This window comes from Marinomonas maritima (assembly GCF_024435075.2).
Lineage (GTDB): Bacteria > Pseudomonadota > Gammaproteobacteria > Pseudomonadales > Marinomonadaceae > Marinomonas > Marinomonas maritima.
Window position 1 is genome coordinate 69,252 of sequence record NZ_JAMZEG020000005.1, and the last position, 16,271, is coordinate 85,522.

Here is a 16,271-nt window from a genome sequence, read left to right on the forward strand (position 1 = left end):
TGGTTTAAATAGCTTACGGCTTCTTTATGATGCGTATACGCATATTACTTGTACAATTTGTATTTTTGGATACAATATCCACATAAAGATTCACTTCAAACGAATACTAATGGAGCAAGAACAACATGACTTTCATGCCACATGGTAAACATTTAATCGCTGGACAATGGATCACTTCAGATCAAACGTTCCAATCTTCCCCTGCTACTGGTGAAGCGCATGCCTTTGCAAAAGGTTCTGTTACAAATGTCAACGACGCCGTTGAGGCTGCAGAGCTGGCTTTTCTTGAGTATGGTTATTCTTCGCGCGAAATACGAGCCAATTTTTTAAACGCCATTGCCGATGAAATAGACGCCCGTGGTAATGACATTACCGCCATTGGTTGCGCAGAAACGGGATTGCCTGAAGCCCGATTAATCGGCGAGCGCGGACGCACATGTGGTCAGTTACGCTTGTTTGCACAACATATTCTGCAAGGTGATTATTTAGATAAGCGTCACGATGCGGCTTTGCCAGAGCGTCAGCCTCTTCCTCGCGCCGATTTAAAACTTATACAGCGCCCTATTGGTCCTGTTGCCGTATTTGGTGCGTCAAACTTCCCATTGGCCTTTTCCACCGCCGGTGGCGATACCGCTGCCGCTTTGGCTGCCGGTTGTCCCGTTGTCGTAAAAGGACACAGTGCACACCCTGGAACCGGTGAAATTGTGGCCGAAGCCATTCATGCGGCCATCACAAAGTGTGGTATGCCGGCTGGTGTGTTTAGTTTAATACAAGGCGGCAATCGTGAAGTCGGTTCTGCGTTGGTACAGCACCCATTGATCAAAGCGGTCGGCTTTACGGGTTCTTTAGCGGGAGGCCGTGCCTTATTTGATTTGTGTGCCGCACGTCCTGAGCCAATTCCCTTCTTTGGCGAATTAGGGTCCGTTAATCCCATGTTCTTGTTTCCTAATGCCATCGCAAACCGTGGGAAAGCGTTGGGCAAAGGCTGGGCCGCTTCTTTGACGATGGGAGCCGGACAGTTTTGTACCAATCCTGGGATTGCCGTGTTGCTCGCTGGCCCTGAAGCAGATGAATTTGTATCTACTGTGAGTAATAATCTATCATCAGTACCCGCTCAAGTAATGCTAACGGATGGGATTGCGCAAGCGTATCGTGCTGGTCAAAAACGCATTGCGGCGGCGACAGGCGTACGTGAAATACTGACAACGTCTTGCGAGTTACGTGATGCAACACCGTATCTATACGCCACAACTGCGGCAGAATGGCTGGAGAATACGGAACTAGCCGAGGAAGTATTTGGTCCATTAGGGGTGGTTGTTTTGGCCGCGTCGATTGAGGAAATGTTGCAAGTTGCCAAAAGCTTAGAGGGTCAACTGACTTGCACTATCCATTTGGATGAGTCTGATATTGGTGCCGCAAAAAGCTTCCTTCCTGTACTGGAGCGTAAAGCGGGTCGTATCTTGGCGAACGCCTTCCCTACCGGCGTGGAAGTGTGTGACAGCATGGTTCATGGTGGTCCGTACCCAGCGTCTACCAACTTTGGCGCGACGTCAGTAGGAACCATGTCGATTCGTCGATTCTTGCGTCCAGTGTGTTATCAAGATATCCCCGCGGGATTATTACCAGAAGACCTTATTTAATATTACGGTTTATTAGACAATAAAAAGCCGCGCCAAGAGCGCGGTTTTTTTTGCCTGAACCATTAGGATTTACGCAATGTGAGGAGCTCTTCGTACAATGTTCGAGGAATCTCTATCGCATCACGCTTCATGTTGTTCTCGCGAGCCACATAACGTCGCTGAGATGGCAAACGTGCGCCTTGATCAAGAATGTCTGCAAACAATCGCTCTGCTCGCTCATCATTGGCAACGGCTTTGCCACCGCTCAATAAATTCGGATCGATCGCGATCAGTATTTCGCCATGATAAGGCGCTTCGGGTTTGCCTTCGGCAAATTCCATACTTTCTTTACTGGTCAGGTCGTCGATAAGTGGCCCTGCCAGTAACTCAATCATGATCGACAAAGCAGAGCCTTTATAACCACCAAACGTCAGCATGGCGCCATTCATCGCGGCTTCTGCGTCTGTGGTTGGTTTTCCATCTTTATCGATAGCAACGCCTTCTGGTAGCGCCTTCCCTGCTCTGCGATACAGTTCAACTTCGCCTCTGGCAAATTGGCTAGTGGCAAAATCAAAGGTAAAGGGATGTTTGCCTCTGCGTGGCCAGCTGAACGCTAAAGGGTTGGTGCCTAACGTACCGCGAGTTCCACCAGCAGGTGCCACCCATGCATGGCTGGGAACCATGGCAATGGCGGCCAGTCCGGCTTCAGACAGTTTTTCGACTTCAGGCCAAAGTGCAGAAAAGTGATAGCAGTTATTAATAGCCAGCGCGGCAATGCCGTTTTTCTTTGCCTTTTCTATTAATTGTGGCAGTGCGGCCTGTAAGGCAAGTAAAGACATTCCCTTGTTGGCGTTGGCTCGAACCACCGAAGGGCCTGCGTCTGTGATGGTAGGTACTGCAGTGCCATCGATGCGTCCAGATTGGATACTTTCAACGCACATAAGTAGGCGATGAAGGCCGTGAGAGTGGCAATCATCTTGCTGACAGGCGTACATGATATCGGTGATGGAACGGGCGTGATCTTTATTAAAACCATTGTCCATGAGTATTGTTTCGCTTAGCTCGCGCATTTCAGCCAAACGTAGGGTGACGTTATCGCTCATACTTTCTCCATTATGTTTTATTATTCTTATAGAGGCTAGGCGCCCCAAGTATCACTCAGCTTATAACCTTCAGGCCACGGATCATCTGGGTCTAGCATATGCTGATGTGTGCCTGTAATCCATCCTCGTCCGCTGATTTGTGGAATCACGGCAGGGTGACCATTAACCTGAGTGGTTTCAATAATCTTGCCATTAAATTGCGAACCGATGATGGACGTTGCTGTTAGTTCTTGCCCTACTGCCATCAAGCCTTTGGCGTGCATTAGCGCCATTCTAGCGGAAACGGCCGTGCCTGTAGGGGAACGGTCGACTTTGCCGGGTTGTATTGCGACCGCCGATTTACTGCTAAACCCCTTATCTGTCGCTTCGAGCGGTCCACAAAAAGCACAAAAAGAAATGTGTTTCCAGTTCGGATTCGTTGGGTGAGTAAAGCCCAGTTGCTCGTTTGCGGCATTGGTGATTTTCACCCCCAGCTGAGCAATGGCTTTGGCTTCGCTTTCAACAATATCGAAACCTAATGATTGCGCGTCTACGATAACAAAACTGTCACCGCCGTAAGCGGTATCAACCATGATTGTACCTAATCCATCAACGTCCAAAGGCACATTGATCTTATCGACAAAGCTTGGCACGTTTTGCACAAAAATGCGCTGAGCTTTGCCGTCACGACATTCTGCGCGAACATACACGAGTCCACCGGGGGCTTCTAGAACGATGTCGGTGTAGGGTTCTTGCATTGGCAAGATACCACTGTCCAAGAGAACAGTGGACACACAAATAGAGTTGGAGCCCGACATAGGAGGCGTGTCTTCAGGTTCCATGATAATAAACGCGGCGTCAGCGTCAGGGTGTTTAGGCGGCACCAATAAATTTACATGACGAAACACACCACCGCGAGGCTCGTTCAACATGAAATTCCGTAAGGTTTTATCTTGCTCGATGAACGAGCGCTGCTCCCATAAGGTGTTTCCGGGTGGCGGTGTCACGCCACCAACAATCACATCACCGACTTCTCCTTCGGCATGGGCGGAAATAACATGGATCGTTTTACGGCTGCGCATTGGGCTGGATGTCCTCTAAAGTCTGATGAGTTATTGGAAGCGTGTTGCAGAGTAAGGTCGCATAGAAATATCGATTGGCCTTTCAGCCAGAAGATCGCTGACTAGCTCGGCCGTGCCGGCAGATTGAGTAAGACCTAAATGGCCGTGCCCAAAGGCATAAACGACACGTTTAGACTGAGTGGCGTAACCAATCACCGGCAAGCTGTCTGGCATGGATGGACGAAACCCCATCCATTGCACTCCTCCCGTAATGTTTAGATCGGGTAAGAAATGAGCGGCTTTATTGAGCAGAACATCGGCGCGTTTATAATTCGGTTTAAGAGACAGACCGCCGAGCTCTACGGCGCCACCGACTCGTATACCTTGCCCTGCTTTCGTCACAACAAAGCCGTGGTTACTAAAAGTGATGTGAGTTTTAAGATCAAACGCGCCAGCTGGCAATGTCGTGTTGTACCCTCGTTCGGTGTCGAGCGGTAAATTGTCACCCATTGATTGCGCTAATGTTTTTGACCATGCGCCTGCCGCGAGCACCACATAGCTTGCTTCATAATCTTCGTCATTGCTTTTTAAGAGGACGCTATTGTCTTTTAAATCAATCGCACTGATGGACGCAATGCGTATTTGACCACCTAATTTTTCGAAAGCGTCTGCTAAGTATTGTGTCCATTGGGCGGGATGGACGACGTTTTTCCATTCTGGAGTAAAAGCCGCATGGGTAAAACGGGGGTGAATACCGGGCTGGATGTTAGCGATGGCTTCAGGGCTTTCTAGAAACTCAAATACGACGCCGTGTTCTTTGCGAGTTTGCCAACCGGCAAGGCTTGCTTTGAATTCAGCGGCGCCTTCATACAGTTGTAACTGCCCTTCTCGTCGAATCAAGGATTCACCATTGACGGCGGTTATTTGGCGCTCTAAGGCGGCTTTTGATAACGCCATCAAACTGGCTTGTGCTGTGAGAGCGGCTTGATATTTGTCTTTCCAACTGGCTCGCCAGAACTGGAACATCCAAGGCAAGATTTTTAGCGCGTAAGCAGGACGAAGAGATAAAGGGCCAAGAGGGTCAAGGAGCCACTTCGGGGCTTTGCGCATAATACCCGGCGTAGCAAGCGGAATAACGTCCGCAAAAGCGAATGCCCCCGCGTTACCTGCGGACGTTTCAGCGGCGACGCCTTTACGGTCTAACACAAGCACCTGTCTGCCTTCCGACTGCAATTTAAGGGCGGTACTGATACCAATAATGCCAGCCCCGATCACAATAACATCCGGTTTTATTTTGTCGCTCATAGTAACTCCTTCCTCATAGTGACTCCTTGCTCGTGTTAGCTCCCTAGTACGATGCCTTTTCTGAGAGGATCGTTTGGGTTATTGATGAGAGTTGCTTCACGAGTGATAAAGGCCTGACCGGTAATAGACGGCACAATACTTCCTTTTGGAGCAGTTGGGCTGGTGGACACTTCATAGCTCAAAGTATAACTACTGCCAATGGTGCTTTCTTGATAAATTTCCTTACCAGGGGCAAGTCGATTATCGGCCGCAAGGCATGACAAGCGCGCTGAACAGCCCGTTCCGCAAGGTGATCTATCGTAGGCATCATCAGGGCATAGAACGAAATTACGCGTGTGTCCTTGCTTGGTAAGCGCAGGGCCATACAGCACAATATGATCGATAATACCGCCATTTCCCCCTTCAATACCTTGAGCGTAAATGGCTTCTCGAATGGCAATCCCTGCTTCTGTTAAACCACGAATATTGCTTGGTAGCACAGGTGTTGGGCTATCATCGACCATAAAGAACCAGTTACCGCCGTAAGCAATATCACCAGTCACTTTGCCAATACCTTCTACTTCTAGCGTGATGGCTTTTTTGAATCGGTAACTGTCGATGTTTTTTACGGTTATCGTATTTTTATCGCTCAGTGTGACTTCAACAATACCGACCGGTGTTTCTATTTTATGCGTGCCAATACCAATTTTGCCAATGTGAGCCAGTGTAGCAGCGACACCAATTGTGCCGTGCCCACACATACCAATGACCGCCGCCGCATCAAAATAGATAACACCAGCAACGCATTCAGGGTTCGTTGGTTCGGTCAATAAAGCGCCAACCATGGCCTCTTGCCCATAGGGTTCAAGCACCACAGAGCGATAGAAGTCTTTATATTCGGTTGCTAGACGTGCCGCCCGCTCCGTCAAAGGCCCTGATCCAAGATCAGGGCCTCCTTCTAGAATCACTCGGGTAGGTTCGCCTTCGGTATGGCTATCTACGATATGCATTCAGTAATCACTCCACCTTGTTTTACCCATTGAGCAAACCACGTTTTGAAAAGCTGGTATTGCTTTTCGCAGTATCTGCGTTGCTCTTCGTTTAGTTCATCTGTTTCATTAAAGTGTAGGCGATACTCTTCTTCACCATTCAATACCAATAGGTATTTAAAGAAGAGTACAAGCTCAGGGCCTTCATCAAAACTGGCAAGAACGGACATGGCTTCTTCTAGCTCTTGAGCTCGTACTCGTGCTTCTGCATTTCCAGTAGCGGCCATTTTTGAAAGATGCGTAAGCAACAGAACTTCTTTTGGTAATGCCGTCCCTATCCCTGTAATGGACCCTGTGGCGCCACAGTTTACGAACCCATGAAATACTCGAGTATCTACGCCAACCATCAACAATACTTCTTCATCGTTAGACGTAATGTTTTCAGCGGCATAGCGCATGGCTTCTTTACTGCCAAACTCTTTGAAGCCAATAAGGTTTTTGTGTTCTTTACGAAGTGCAAAGAAGACATCGGCTCGTGTTTCAAAACCGTATACAGGGCTGTTGTAGATGATGGCTGGAATAGACGGTGCCGCCGCAAGAATGGCTTTGAAATGATTAATTTGTGCAGAAATCACCGAGCCACGAGACAAAACACGTGGAATGACCATGAGGCCAGCGGCACCCACTTTCTCGGCATGGGCTGCGAGAGCGACAGCCGATTTTGTATTGATCGCACCAGTGCCGACCATCACAGGAACGCCCGCTTTCACAAGGCGGTCTACGCCTTCCATACGCTCTTCATCCGTCAACAACGGCCAATCGCCCATGGAGCCACAGTACACAACGGCAGACATGCCCGCCGCTATCATCTGCTGGCCTTTTTTTACTAAGGCATCGTAATCCGGTGTGCGGTCTGCTTTGCATGGGGTCATTAGTGCTGGTATTACGCCGTAAAAAATATCTTTGTTCATTCTGTAACCCTTTTGTTTTTATCAGTAGTTTTGTGTTTAATATTGTATGTTTAAACGAATAATAGACGTTGTCTTAAACTGCCATAGATTAGCGGACATTCATAAGAAATTTACGTGTGTGTTCTGACTGAGCGTCTTCAAAAATTTGTTGTGGTGGACCAATTTCTTCCATGATTCCCTCATGGAAATAAGCCACTCTATCGGAGACTTCTCGTGCAAAGCCCATTTCATGGGTAACGCAAATCATCGTCATACCCTCTTCAGCAAGAAGACGCATGGTGTCGAGAACCTCGCCTACTTTTTCAGGGTCCAGTGCCGACGTTGCTTCGTCAAATAACATGTATTCTGGTTCCATAGCGAGTGCGCGTGCTATGGCCAAGCGTTGTTGTTGACCACCAGACAGTGACACGGGGTAATTTTTTAATTTATCACCCAGTCCAACGTGTTTTAACTGCTTAGCGGCAAGCTCTAGAGCTTCCTCCTTAGACTTTCCTTTTACAATACGTGGCGCTAACGCCACATTTTCTAAGGTAGTTAAATGAGGAAAGCTGTTCCACTGCTGGAATACCATACCCAATTTTTGGCGCAATTTATTAATGTCAGTACTTTTAGCGTGTACATCGGTGCCATTGATATGAACCGTGCCTTGCTGAATGGCCTCAAGCCCATTAATGCAGTACAGCAAGGTCGATTTACCCGAGCCTGAAGAGCCAATAATGGACAACACTTCTCCCTTACTGACATCGAGGTTAATGCCTTTAAGAACATGAAGGTCGCCGAAGTGTTTATGTAGATCTCGTATTTGAATCATTTCGCCCACCTTTTTTCGAATCTAGAGGCATACAGTGAAATTGGATAAGAAAGCGCAAAGTAAAAAACGCCAGCGATAGACAAAATGAGCAAGGGTTCTTGTGTTCTCGTAATAAGAATTTGACTGGCTTTAAGTAACTCCACATAGCCCAACACAGAGACCAGCGCGCTGTCTTTCATCACCCCAAGCACAACACCGATCCAAGCAGGAAATACAGTACGGCCACCAATAGGCAGCACGACATGAAATAAATCTTGCCAGTAAGTGAGGCCAAGTGAGCGAGAAGCGCGACGCATAGACATTTCAACGGACTCTATTCCGCCTCTTGCCACGTTTGATACTAATGACGCGGTATAAAAAGTCAGAATGACAACACCAGAAAGGAATGGATTAAGATCCAAACCCACCATAGGGGCGAAATTGTAAAAAAGCACCAACTGTATAATCAGAGGAACAGAGCGAAAAACATCTAAAATAGGAGCAAGGATAATGCCACCGGCAAATCTGCTCTCATGGAGAATCCAGCCGAAAACACAGCCCATCACACTGCCGACGGTAATCGACAATATGGAAATCCAGAGCGTTTTAAGTGCCGCCTCGCCTAAAAACCAAAGATCATTTGGATTAAAACCGGTAAAGAAGCTTATAGGTTCTTGCATAATATAAAGCCTCGTTAATATCGAAATAGACGCATCGCTAGCAAGCGAGAAGCACCTAGAACTATTTTGACAATGACATAGTAAATAACCGCCGCGACGGCAAAGTACTCAAATACGCGAAAGGTTTTACTGGCAAAAAATTGAGTTTCTCCACTGAGTTCTTTAAAGCCGATCAGCATCCCTAGAGAAGACATCAGTACCGCCCAGACCATTTGATTGGTAATGGGGTAATAAACAATCCGTAAAACTTGAGGAATGACAATGCGAGTGTAAGCCTGCCAGCTATTCATGCCTAAGCAGCGAGCCGAGTTGATTTGCATCACGGGAATGGCTTGGAAACCGCCGCGAAAATTTTCAGCAAGGTAGCCTGCGCAATTAAAACTGAGCCCCGTTAAAATAATAACAAAGGGCGATAAGTTGATGCCAAAAGCACCTAAACCAAAACCAAAAAAGAACAGCTGGAACAGTGCGGGTGTGTTACGTGCGATTTCAATCCAGGTTACGGCAAACCACTTTAGTGGACCTGTCATATTCATGCGCATTAATGCCAAACAAAGGCCGATAACAACACCCAAAAACATCGCCAAAGAGGCTATTTCAAGGGTGACGAGACCTGCTTGGATCAGGTCGGGAAGGCTTTTTAAAACAGGCCGCCAATGGAAATTATAATCAAACATTCTGGTATCTCCTGAGGCTTCCCTTCTCATAAAAAGAAGGGAAGTGATGGGTCATCATTTATGTATTAATACATGACGCCTGGGATACGCAGATCAGGAGCATCACCTCCAACATATTTGCCCCAAAGCTCTTGGTAGCGACCTGAGCGAACTTGATGAGTAACAAACAGATTCAAGTAATTTAACCAAGTGACATCCTGACGTTTGCCAACAATAGACGTGTAATCCGCTACCCAAGGCATGCGCGGACCTGCTTCTAAATTCGCGTATTGCTGAGTGATGGGTTTGATAGCAGTATTTGTTGTGAGACCAATGTCAGCCTTGCCTTGCGCCACAGCGAGAAAGACTTCGTTTTCAGACTGGTAGCTCTGGTACAAGTTTTCTTCGCCCCATTTCGCTGCGATTTTTAACCACTCTTGTTCTGGTAGAGTACCTAGCGCAGCGGCGACGCGTTTGCCACGAATGTCATCAATGGACGTGATGTTACTTTTTGAGTTCACGACTCCCTGAGAATAATAAATGGCATAAGGAATACTGAAACCGACCGTTCGTGCACGGGCTAAACTGTCAGAGGTGCCACCAAATACAACATCGGCGCGACCTGTCGCGATAACTGGCAAGCGTTCAGACCATGTGAGAGGCATGATTTGCACATCCACTTCTAGCGACTTAGCTAGGTCATTACAGTAATCCACATCGAATCCTGCTGGTTCGTTATTGGCATCGCGATAGCCAATCGGTGGGAAATCAAGCACCACACCACAACGTAGGGTTCCTCTGTCTGCCACATCATCTAGCGTGTCTGCTGTGACCGAGACGGAATTCAGGGCGGCGATAGACAAAAGAGCCGTTATTATTTTCTTCATTTTAATATTCCTTTCTATAAGCAGTTTATTTTTGTTTTTACGGGATATTGGATACAAAATACATTTTACACCTGAAAGCGTCAAGAGAGACTTAAAAATTAAACAAAGAAAATCGTACAAAAAGAGGGGGATCTAGATCATGCGAAGTAAGTTTTTATTTTATAAATACATGATTTTAATAAGAATATTGAATGGAATAGAAGGGGTCAAAAATTTAAAAAGCCACTGTGTTACCACAGTGGCTTAGGACAAAGTTTATTCTTGCCAGCGGAAGGTGTTGCTCATTTCAAAAGCGGCTTAAACAAGTTCTTTAAAGCAGCGCTTGAAGATATCCATGCCTTCATCAATGATGCGCATCTCGATGGTCAATGCGGGCAAGAAGCGGATAACGTTGCCGCGAATACCACAAGACAACAGCACAAGGCCATTTTCGGCGGCTTTTGCGGACAGCTTCTTCGCCAATTCTGGGTAAGGTTTGCTGACATCACCATCGTGTACAAACTCCATGGCAATCATAGCGCCAGCGTTACGCACGTCGCCGATGATCTGTGGGTATTCCGCTTGCATTTCAGTGAGGTGTTTTACGAAGTGATCACCTACTTCTACTGCGCGCTCGCACAGTTTCTCTTCTTCTATCACATCAAACACCGCAAGACCCGCTGCACAACCGACAGGTGAACCGCCGTAAGTACCGCCAAGGCCACCAGGAATCGGCGCGTCCATGATGTCGGCTTTGCCCACAACCGCTGCGATAGGGAAACCGCCCGCGATACCTTTTGCCGCGGTCATAAGGTCCGCTTCGATGCCCGCTTGTTCGTGGCAAAACATGGTGCCGGTACGAGCAAAACCGGATTGGATTTCATCCATGATCAACAAAATACCGTGATCATCACACAAGGTGCGCAGTTTCTGTAGGAAGCTCGCAGACGCTTGGTAGAAACCGCCCTCGCCTTGTACTGGTTCGATGATAATAGCCGCCACGCGAGAAGGCTCAATGTCGCAGGTAAAGCGCAGGTTTAAGTCCTCTAGCGCTTGTTCTTCCGAAATACCCAAGTAATCATTTGGATAAGGAACATGGAAAATATCGCTTGGGAATGGACCAAAGCCAATTTTGTACGGGTTCACTTTGCCGGTTAAGCCCATGGTCATGTTCGTACGACCGTGGAAACCACCGTTGAACGCGATAATGCCAGGACGACCCGTGTACGCGCGCGCAATCTTCACGCAGTTTTCAACCGCTTCCGCACCGGTTGTCACGAAGATGGATTTTTTCGGCGTGTTACCTGGCGCCGCCGCGTTTAGTTTTTCCGCTAACGCAACCGCAGATTCGTATGGGCTGACCATCACACATGTGTGAGTGAAGCGTTCTACTTGCGCCAAAACGGCCGCTTTTACTTTCGGGTGATTGTGACCTGTGTTCACCACGGCAATGCCGGCACCAAAATCAATATGACGTTTGCCTTCCACGTCCCAGATTTCGGCGTTTAAAGCACGATTAACGTACACTGGCGCCATGTTGCCTTGACCACGTGCGATAGCACTTTCTTTGCGTTTTTGTAGATCAGCGTTGTTCATTTTTCTTCACCTTATCAATAGATGGCTCAGCATGATATTTGCCATGTAGAGTCTGAGTTATGTCGTCAGTTATTTTGCAGTGGGTTACGCTAATCCACCCATGCACATGTATTTGATCTCAACGTATTCATCGATGCCGTACTGAGAACCTTCGCGGCCACTTCCAGACTCTTTCACACCACCAAATGGCGCGACTTCACTGGAAATAATGCCTTCGTTAATGCCCACCATGCCGTATTCCAAAGCTTCAGAAACACGCCAGATACGCGCAATATTTTGGGAATAGAAGTAAGACGCCAAGCCAAATGGAGTATTGTTCGCCATGGCAACGGCTTCTTCTTCGGTTTTGAATTTAAACAAGGGCGCAACAGGACCAAAAATCTCGTTAGAGAAAATGTCCATGTCTTCGGTCACGCCCGTTAAAATGGTTGGCTCGAAGAAACGCTCGCCCGCTGCTGACTTGTTTCCGCCGATGAGCGCTTTCGCGCCTTTGGCAACGGCATCGCCCACCAATTGTTCGACTTTGCTGATGGCCGCGTTATTAATGAGTGGCCCAATGGAAACGCCGTCAGAAAATCCATCGCCGGTTTTGAATGTTGCCACACGCTTCGCTAATTTTTCAGCGAACGCATCGTACACGCCCTCTTGAATCAACAGGCGATTTGCACACACACAGGTTTGGCCAGCGTTACGGTATTTCGACGCGATCGCGCCTTCAACAGCGGCGTCTAGGTCGGCATCGTCAAACACGATGAAAGGCGCGTTGCCGCCTAACTCCATCGAGGTACGCTTCACGGTTTGCGCACATTGCGACAGCAATAATTTGCCGACTGGTGTTGACCCAGTGAACGACAATTTACGCACCGTTGGGTTGCCTGTCAGTACGCCGCCAATGGCTTTGGCGTCTTTACCGACAACGACGTTTAACACACCGGCCGGAATTCCCGCTTGATGCGCCAGTTCCGCTAGTGCAAGCGCGCACAACGGTGTTTCGTCAGACGGTTTGATGATAATCGCACAACCCGCCGCCAGCGCTGGGCCGGCTTTACGAGTGATCATCGCGATTGGAAAGTTCCATGGCGTAATAGCCGCGACCACACCAATGGGTTGTTTTATCGTTAATATACGTTTGTCTTTCGCAAACGTGGGAATGACATCGCCATTTAAACGACGCGCTTCGTCGGCAAACCAATCAATAAAGGACGCGCCATAAGCGACTTCCCCTTTGGCTTCAGCAAGCGGCTTGCCTTGCTCTAATGTCATTAAGGTCGCTAAGTCGTCTTGGTTATCGAGAATAAGTTGGTTCCAACGACGTAATAAAGTAGCGCGTTCTTTTGCTGTTCGGCCTTGCCATTCTTTTTGGGCTTTTTCAGCGGCTTCAACCGCCAGCGTTGTTTCTTCCGCACCTAAGTCTGCGACGTCTATAATGTGTTCACCGTTTGCAGGGTTGGTAATCGAAAACGTCTTACCCGACTTAGCACCGACCCACTCACCTCCAATATAAGAATGGCTTTTTAATAGAGTAGGCTGAGATAGTATTGCTTTCATATAAGACTCCAAGCTTGGCGACGTAGGTTGATGAATAAGTGAACCGTTAGACTAACAACCGCACTGTTAATAGCAATCCATAGTAGGCAATAGTCGACGTTTGAAAAATGAGACGCTATCAATTCAATGTTTGATGTTGTTCAAACATTGTTTGAGGGAAAATCTGTTTTGGCGTACAGACAACGTATAAAAAAGCGTTGCGCATTTCATGTGTCTTCGAAGGGGAGGCTTAGGGAGGGGGTGAATTTGATGGTTAACCAGCTAAAAGCGATCCGTTGAAAACGGCGGAAAGATTACGCGAAACACAAGTTACCTATAAAATAGAAAGGGCTAACGTGATGGGGTTCATTCAGGAGAACAGTTTTGCCTTATTTAGAGCAGTTTATGCAGCAGTGGAAAGCGTATTTGTTGAACGAGTTTACCGCTCACGGGCTTGGTTATCTGGAAACAGAGGACGGTGATTTTTTTGATATCAAAGCTAATTCCTTGGCCTATTTTTGTTGGCTACGGACGACTTCTAGAGCGGATAATGGTTTGGATGAATCAAGAGACGCTATCGCTTGGAAGATGCTAGAGAGGCAGTTAAGAGAACTCGCGAAAAAAGCCGAAAAAGGCACCTTTTATCTTGTCTCTAAGCTGCATCTCGAAGAAAGCCAAATTCAGATTAGTCTCAATTTCAGCTACGACGATGAACAGCATATTGTTTATGTAAGTTGATATGTATTTCGGACTAGGTTCTGCATTCCATGAAAGATAAAAGTCAAAGCCATTTTGATCAAACGGCTTTTTCATTATCTAAGCGATAGTCTTTAATCAAACATTCTAAAGGAATATGCAGGCCTTTATTTAAGCTGCGAATCATGGTTAGGCTTAGTCGTCTTTTCTTGTTTAGCACTTCACTGACGCGACTACGCTGACCTAAAAACTCCATTAAGTCGGTATCTTTTAATCCCATTTGCTCCATACGGAACTTGATCGCTTCTATCGGGTCTGGTGGGTCGATAGTGTGATGTTTTTCTTCATAGGCTTCCGCAAGCGCCGCTAATATTTCGATTTCATCGCCTTCTGGCGTATTAGGTTTAGCGCCACGAAGGCTTCGCATGCGTGACACTGCTGTATCAAAATCATCATCGTTTTTAATAGGCTTAATATTCATTTTTCTACCTCTACTAAAGTGAATCTACATCCACTTTGTCGTATTGCTTGTGAGTGCCAACGAAAAGAACATAACAATGAGCGTTTTCATAAGTGACTTCGACAACTAAGCGATATTTATTGCCATGGATATTGAAAACAACCTTATTGTTTTTCACTATGCTCACGCTTCGATAGAGCTCTTTAATATCATGCGGTGTTTTCTATTCCGCTCGCTTGGCTTCGTCATGCCATGCTTTCAAGGGCTGCTCAGAATCTTGGTATTTCTTTTGTTCCCAAAATTCTCTTAATGTTCTTTTAGTGAATATTCTCATGTGACTGACCTTCCATGTAAGTCAATTTCCCATTATGGGAAATATTTTTTGCATTACAACTATTTTTTCCCAAAACGGGAAAAGCCGACTACAAGTCGGCTTTTTATCGAATGAATTATAAAAGGTGTCCAAAAACGCTATTTGGCCTTTTTCGCTTTCTTATTCGGTAAGTCGGTAATGGTTCCAGCTCCTAACTCCGCTGCTAAGCCAACCGTTTCATGAAGACTTGGATGAGCATGAATCGTTAAGGCGATGTCTTCCAGTGTGGCACCGAATTCAATCGCTAAAGTCAGCTCCCCAAGTAATTCCCCTGCATGAGAGCCAACGATACCAGCGCCTAAGACGCGTTCTGTTGCTTCGTCGTAGATGAGTTTGGTTTTGCCCTGAGTCACGCCAGACGCGATCGCTCGGCCGCTGGCGCTCCAAGGGAAAACAGCGGTTTTGACGGTAATATTTTGTTTCTTCGCTTCGGTTTCCGTCAAACCAACCCAAGCCACTTCTGGGAAGGTATAAGCAATGGAAGGGATCGCCAGTGGTTGGAAGTCCACCTTGTGGCCCGCAATCACTTCGGCCGCTGCGTGGCCTTGGTGAGACGCTTTGTGCGCTAGCATCGGGCCATGTGTTACATCACCAATGGCGTAAATATTGGATACAGATGTTTGGCACTTGCCATTAGTCAATACAAAGCCGCGTTCGTCTAGCTTTACTCCGACGTCAGAAATACCCGCGGTTTTGCCATTCGGAGAGCGACCAACGGCGACGAGTACGGCGTCTACCGCTAGATTGCGTTCGCCGTCTTTGTCTTGCAAGGTGACATTCAAGGCTTCAGGCGTGGCTTCTATGTTGGTGACTTGGGTCTTGGTTAAAAACGTCATGCGATCTTTGTTTACTTGCTCGAACACGCGAACGAGATCTTTGTCGGCGCCGGTCATGATTTGCTCACCAAGCTCCGCGACGGTGATTTTCGCGCCGAGTGATTGGTAAACCGTTGCCATTTCTAAGCCAATAATACCGCCGCCAAGCACCAATAGATGCTCAGGAATGCGCTCAAGCTGCAGTGCGCTGGTGGAATCTAAAATTCTTGAGTCTTCATAAGGCACAAAAGGCAGTTTAATAGCACGAGAACCGACGGCAATAATGGCATTTTTAAATGCGACTTTTTCCTCTGAACCGTCTTTGGTAACAATAATGGAGCTGGTGGAGTCAAACTTACCTTCGCCATGAAGTACGGTAACTTTTCTGCCTTTGGCCATCATGGTTAGACCGCCGGTTAATGTGTCTACGGTGGATTGTCTGTGTTGTCGAATGTCGTCTAGATTGATGGTTGGTTTAGCAAATTGCACGCCGTGAGACGGTTCGTCGGCCATGAGGATTTTTCCAGCGACGTGCAAAAGTGCTTTAGAGGGAATGCAGCCGACATTGAGACAAACGCCGCCCAAGGTGTCATGGCGCTCTATCATGGCAACGGTTAACCCTAAATCTGCAGCACGAAAGGCGGCCGCATAACCGCCAGGACCGCTGCCTAAAACCACAAGATCGTATGTCATTATTTACTCCGTTCGTTGTTTTTTCGAGGAAAGATAAAAGCTATCTATCACTAGGTAGGTTAAATATAACTTGTGAATTTACGTTGGGTCAATAAAATACCTATCACCAGATA

General features: G+C 47.2%; 15 protein-coding genes and 1 pseudogene. 2 read left to right on the plus strand and 14 right to left on the minus strand.

Translation table 11 applies throughout. The annotated features are described in order from the left end of the window. Window positions 1–125: 125 nt before the first annotated feature. Window positions 126–1,640 carry an aldehyde dehydrogenase (NADP(+)) gene (locus M3I01_RS17720; RefSeq protein ID WP_255897268.1) on the plus strand — a complete coding sequence of 505 codons (1,515 nt, stop codon included), beginning with the start codon at window positions 126–128 and terminating at the stop codon, window positions 1,638–1,640. 62 nt (window positions 1,641–1,702) lie between these two features. Here the strand turns inward: M3I01_RS17720 and M3I01_RS17725 are convergent, their stop codons facing one another. The 11 genes from M3I01_RS17725 to M3I01_RS17775 all read right to left on the minus strand — a co-directional run bounded on the left by M3I01_RS17725 (window position 1,703) and on the right by M3I01_RS17775 (window position 13,142). Beyond that, window positions 1,703–2,722 (minus strand): Ldh family oxidoreductase, encoded by a 1,020-nt coding sequence (locus tag M3I01_RS17725; protein ID WP_255897269.1) that lies wholly within the window; start codon window positions 2,720–2,722, stop codon window positions 1,703–1,705. Between the two features lie 35 nt (window positions 2,723–2,757). After that, window positions 2,758–3,783: a trans-3-hydroxy-L-proline dehydratase gene (locus M3I01_RS17730; RefSeq protein ID WP_275565220.1), complete on the minus strand. Its 1,026-nt coding sequence runs from the start codon at window positions 3,781–3,783 to the stop codon at window positions 2,758–2,760. 30 nt (window positions 3,784–3,813) lie between these two features. Then, a complete protein-coding gene (locus tag M3I01_RS17735) occupies window positions 3,814–5,067 on the minus strand; it encodes an NAD(P)/FAD-dependent oxidoreductase (RefSeq protein WP_255897270.1) in 1,254 nt (417 codons plus the stop codon). A 35-nt stretch (window positions 5,068–5,102) separates the two neighbouring features. Next, window positions 5,103–6,056: a 4-hydroxyproline epimerase gene (locus M3I01_RS17740; protein ID WP_275565221.1), complete on the minus strand. Its 954-nt coding sequence runs from the start codon at window positions 6,054–6,056 to the stop codon at window positions 5,103–5,105. Further along, on the minus strand, window positions 6,044–7,006 hold the full coding sequence (locus tag M3I01_RS17745; RefSeq protein ID WP_255897271.1) for a dihydrodipicolinate synthase family protein: 963 nt from the start codon (window positions 7,004–7,006) through the stop codon (window positions 6,044–6,046). The genes M3I01_RS17740 and M3I01_RS17745 overlap by 13 nt, the downstream gene beginning before the upstream one ends. 88 nt (window positions 7,007–7,094) lie before the next feature. Next, window positions 7,095–7,817: an amino acid ABC transporter ATP-binding protein gene (locus tag M3I01_RS17750; RefSeq protein ID WP_255897272.1), complete on the minus strand. Its 723-nt coding sequence runs from the start codon at window positions 7,815–7,817 to the stop codon at window positions 7,095–7,097. Beyond that, a complete protein-coding gene (locus M3I01_RS17755) occupies window positions 7,814–8,476 on the minus strand; it encodes an amino acid ABC transporter permease (protein WP_255897273.1) in 663 nt (220 codons plus the stop codon). Before M3I01_RS17755 ends, M3I01_RS17750 begins: the two co-directional genes overlap by 4 nt. Window positions 8,477–8,490: 14 nt before the next feature. Further along, window positions 8,491–9,153, minus strand: coding sequence for an amino acid ABC transporter permease (locus tag M3I01_RS17760; RefSeq protein WP_255897274.1), 663 nt, complete (start codon window positions 9,151–9,153; stop codon window positions 8,491–8,493). A gap of 65 nt (window positions 9,154–9,218) precedes the next feature. Continuing rightward, a complete protein-coding gene (locus M3I01_RS17765) occupies window positions 9,219–10,019 on the minus strand; it encodes a transporter substrate-binding domain-containing protein (protein ID WP_255897275.1) in 801 nt (266 codons plus the stop codon). Window positions 10,020–10,316: 297 nt separating this feature from the next. Then, window positions 10,317–11,594, minus strand: coding sequence for a 4-aminobutyrate--2-oxoglutarate transaminase (gabT, locus tag M3I01_RS17770; RefSeq protein ID WP_255897276.1), 1,278 nt, complete (start codon window positions 11,592–11,594; stop codon window positions 10,317–10,319). Window positions 11,595–11,678: 84 nt separating this feature from the next. Next, a complete protein-coding gene (locus M3I01_RS17775) occupies window positions 11,679–13,142 on the minus strand; it encodes an NAD-dependent succinate-semialdehyde dehydrogenase (protein ID WP_275565222.1) in 1,464 nt (487 codons plus the stop codon). Window positions 13,143–13,505: 363 nt separating this feature from the next. Here M3I01_RS17775 and M3I01_RS17780 point away from each other — a divergent pair, with 363 nt between their 5' ends. Beyond that, complete coding sequence (locus M3I01_RS17780) at window positions 13,506–13,859, plus strand: hypothetical protein (RefSeq protein ID WP_255897277.1); 354 nt, start codon at window positions 13,506–13,508, stop codon at window positions 13,857–13,859. Window positions 13,860–13,917: 58 nt separating this feature from the next. Here the strand turns inward: M3I01_RS17780 and M3I01_RS17785 are convergent, their stop codons facing one another. The 3 genes and pseudogenes from M3I01_RS17785 to lpdA all read right to left on the minus strand — a co-directional run bounded on the left by M3I01_RS17785 (window position 13,918) and on the right by lpdA (window position 16,158). Next, the gene (locus M3I01_RS17785) at window positions 13,918–14,298 is read right to left on the minus strand and encodes a helix-turn-helix domain-containing protein (protein WP_255897278.1); all 381 of its coding nucleotides are present in this window, start codon (window positions 14,296–14,298) and stop codon (window positions 13,918–13,920) included. A 13-nt stretch (window positions 14,299–14,311) separates the two neighbouring features. Beyond that, window positions 14,312–14,488 (minus strand): annotated as a pseudogene (locus tag M3I01_RS17790) (type II toxin-antitoxin system HigB family toxin); the annotation flags it as partial. Window positions 14,489–14,748: 260 nt separating this feature from the next. Next, on the minus strand, window positions 14,749–16,158 hold the full coding sequence (gene lpdA, locus M3I01_RS17795; RefSeq protein ID WP_255897279.1) for a dihydrolipoyl dehydrogenase: 1,410 nt from the start codon (window positions 16,156–16,158) through the stop codon (window positions 14,749–14,751). Window positions 16,159–16,271 lie beyond the last annotated feature (113 nt).

What these genes read in the sequence shown, in the direction of transcription:
- M3I01_RS17720 (WP_255897268.1), top strand. Translation starts at nt 126, where the DNA reads ATGACTTTCATGCCACATGGTAAACATTTAATCGCTGGACAATGGATC.
- M3I01_RS17725 (WP_255897269.1), bottom strand. Translation starts at nt 2,722, where the DNA reads ATGAGCGATAACGTCACCCTACGTTTGGCTGAAATGCGCGAGCTAAGC.
- M3I01_RS17730 (WP_275565220.1), bottom strand. Translation starts at nt 3,783, where the DNA reads ATGCGCAGCCGTAAAACGATCCATGTTATTTCCGCCCATGCCGAAGGA.
- M3I01_RS17735 (WP_255897270.1), bottom strand. Translation starts at nt 5,067, where the DNA reads ATGAGCGACAAAATAAAACCGGATGTTATTGTGATCGGGGCTGGCATT.
- M3I01_RS17740 (WP_275565221.1), bottom strand. Translation starts at nt 6,056, where the DNA reads ATGCATATCGTAGATAGCCATACCGAAGGCGAACCTACCCGAGTGATT.
- M3I01_RS17745 (WP_255897271.1), bottom strand. Translation starts at nt 7,006, where the DNA reads ATGAACAAAGATATTTTTTACGGCGTAATACCAGCACTAATGACCCCA.
- M3I01_RS17750 (WP_255897272.1), bottom strand. Translation starts at nt 7,817, where the DNA reads ATGATTCAAATACGAGATCTACATAAACACTTCGGCGACCTTCATGTT.
- M3I01_RS17755 (WP_255897273.1), bottom strand. Translation starts at nt 8,476, where the DNA reads ATGCAAGAACCTATAAGCTTCTTTACCGGTTTTAATCCAAATGATCTT.
- M3I01_RS17760 (WP_255897274.1), bottom strand. Translation starts at nt 9,153, where the DNA reads ATGTTTGATTATAATTTCCATTGGCGGCCTGTTTTAAAAAGCCTTCCC.
- M3I01_RS17765 (WP_255897275.1), bottom strand. Translation starts at nt 10,019, where the DNA reads ATGAAGAAAATAATAACGGCTCTTTTGTCTATCGCCGCCCTGAATTCC.
- gabT (WP_255897276.1), bottom strand. Translation starts at nt 11,594, where the DNA reads ATGAACAACGCTGATCTACAAAAACGCAAAGAAAGTGCTATCGCACGT.
- M3I01_RS17775 (WP_275565222.1), bottom strand. Translation starts at nt 13,142, where the DNA reads ATGAAAGCAATACTATCTCAGCCTACTCTATTAAAAAGCCATTCTTAT.
- M3I01_RS17785 (WP_255897278.1), bottom strand. Translation starts at nt 14,298, where the DNA reads ATGAATATTAAGCCTATTAAAAACGATGATGATTTTGATACAGCAGTG.
- lpdA (WP_255897279.1), bottom strand. Translation starts at nt 16,158, where the DNA reads ATGACATACGATCTTGTGGTTTTAGGCAGCGGTCCTGGCGGTTATGCG.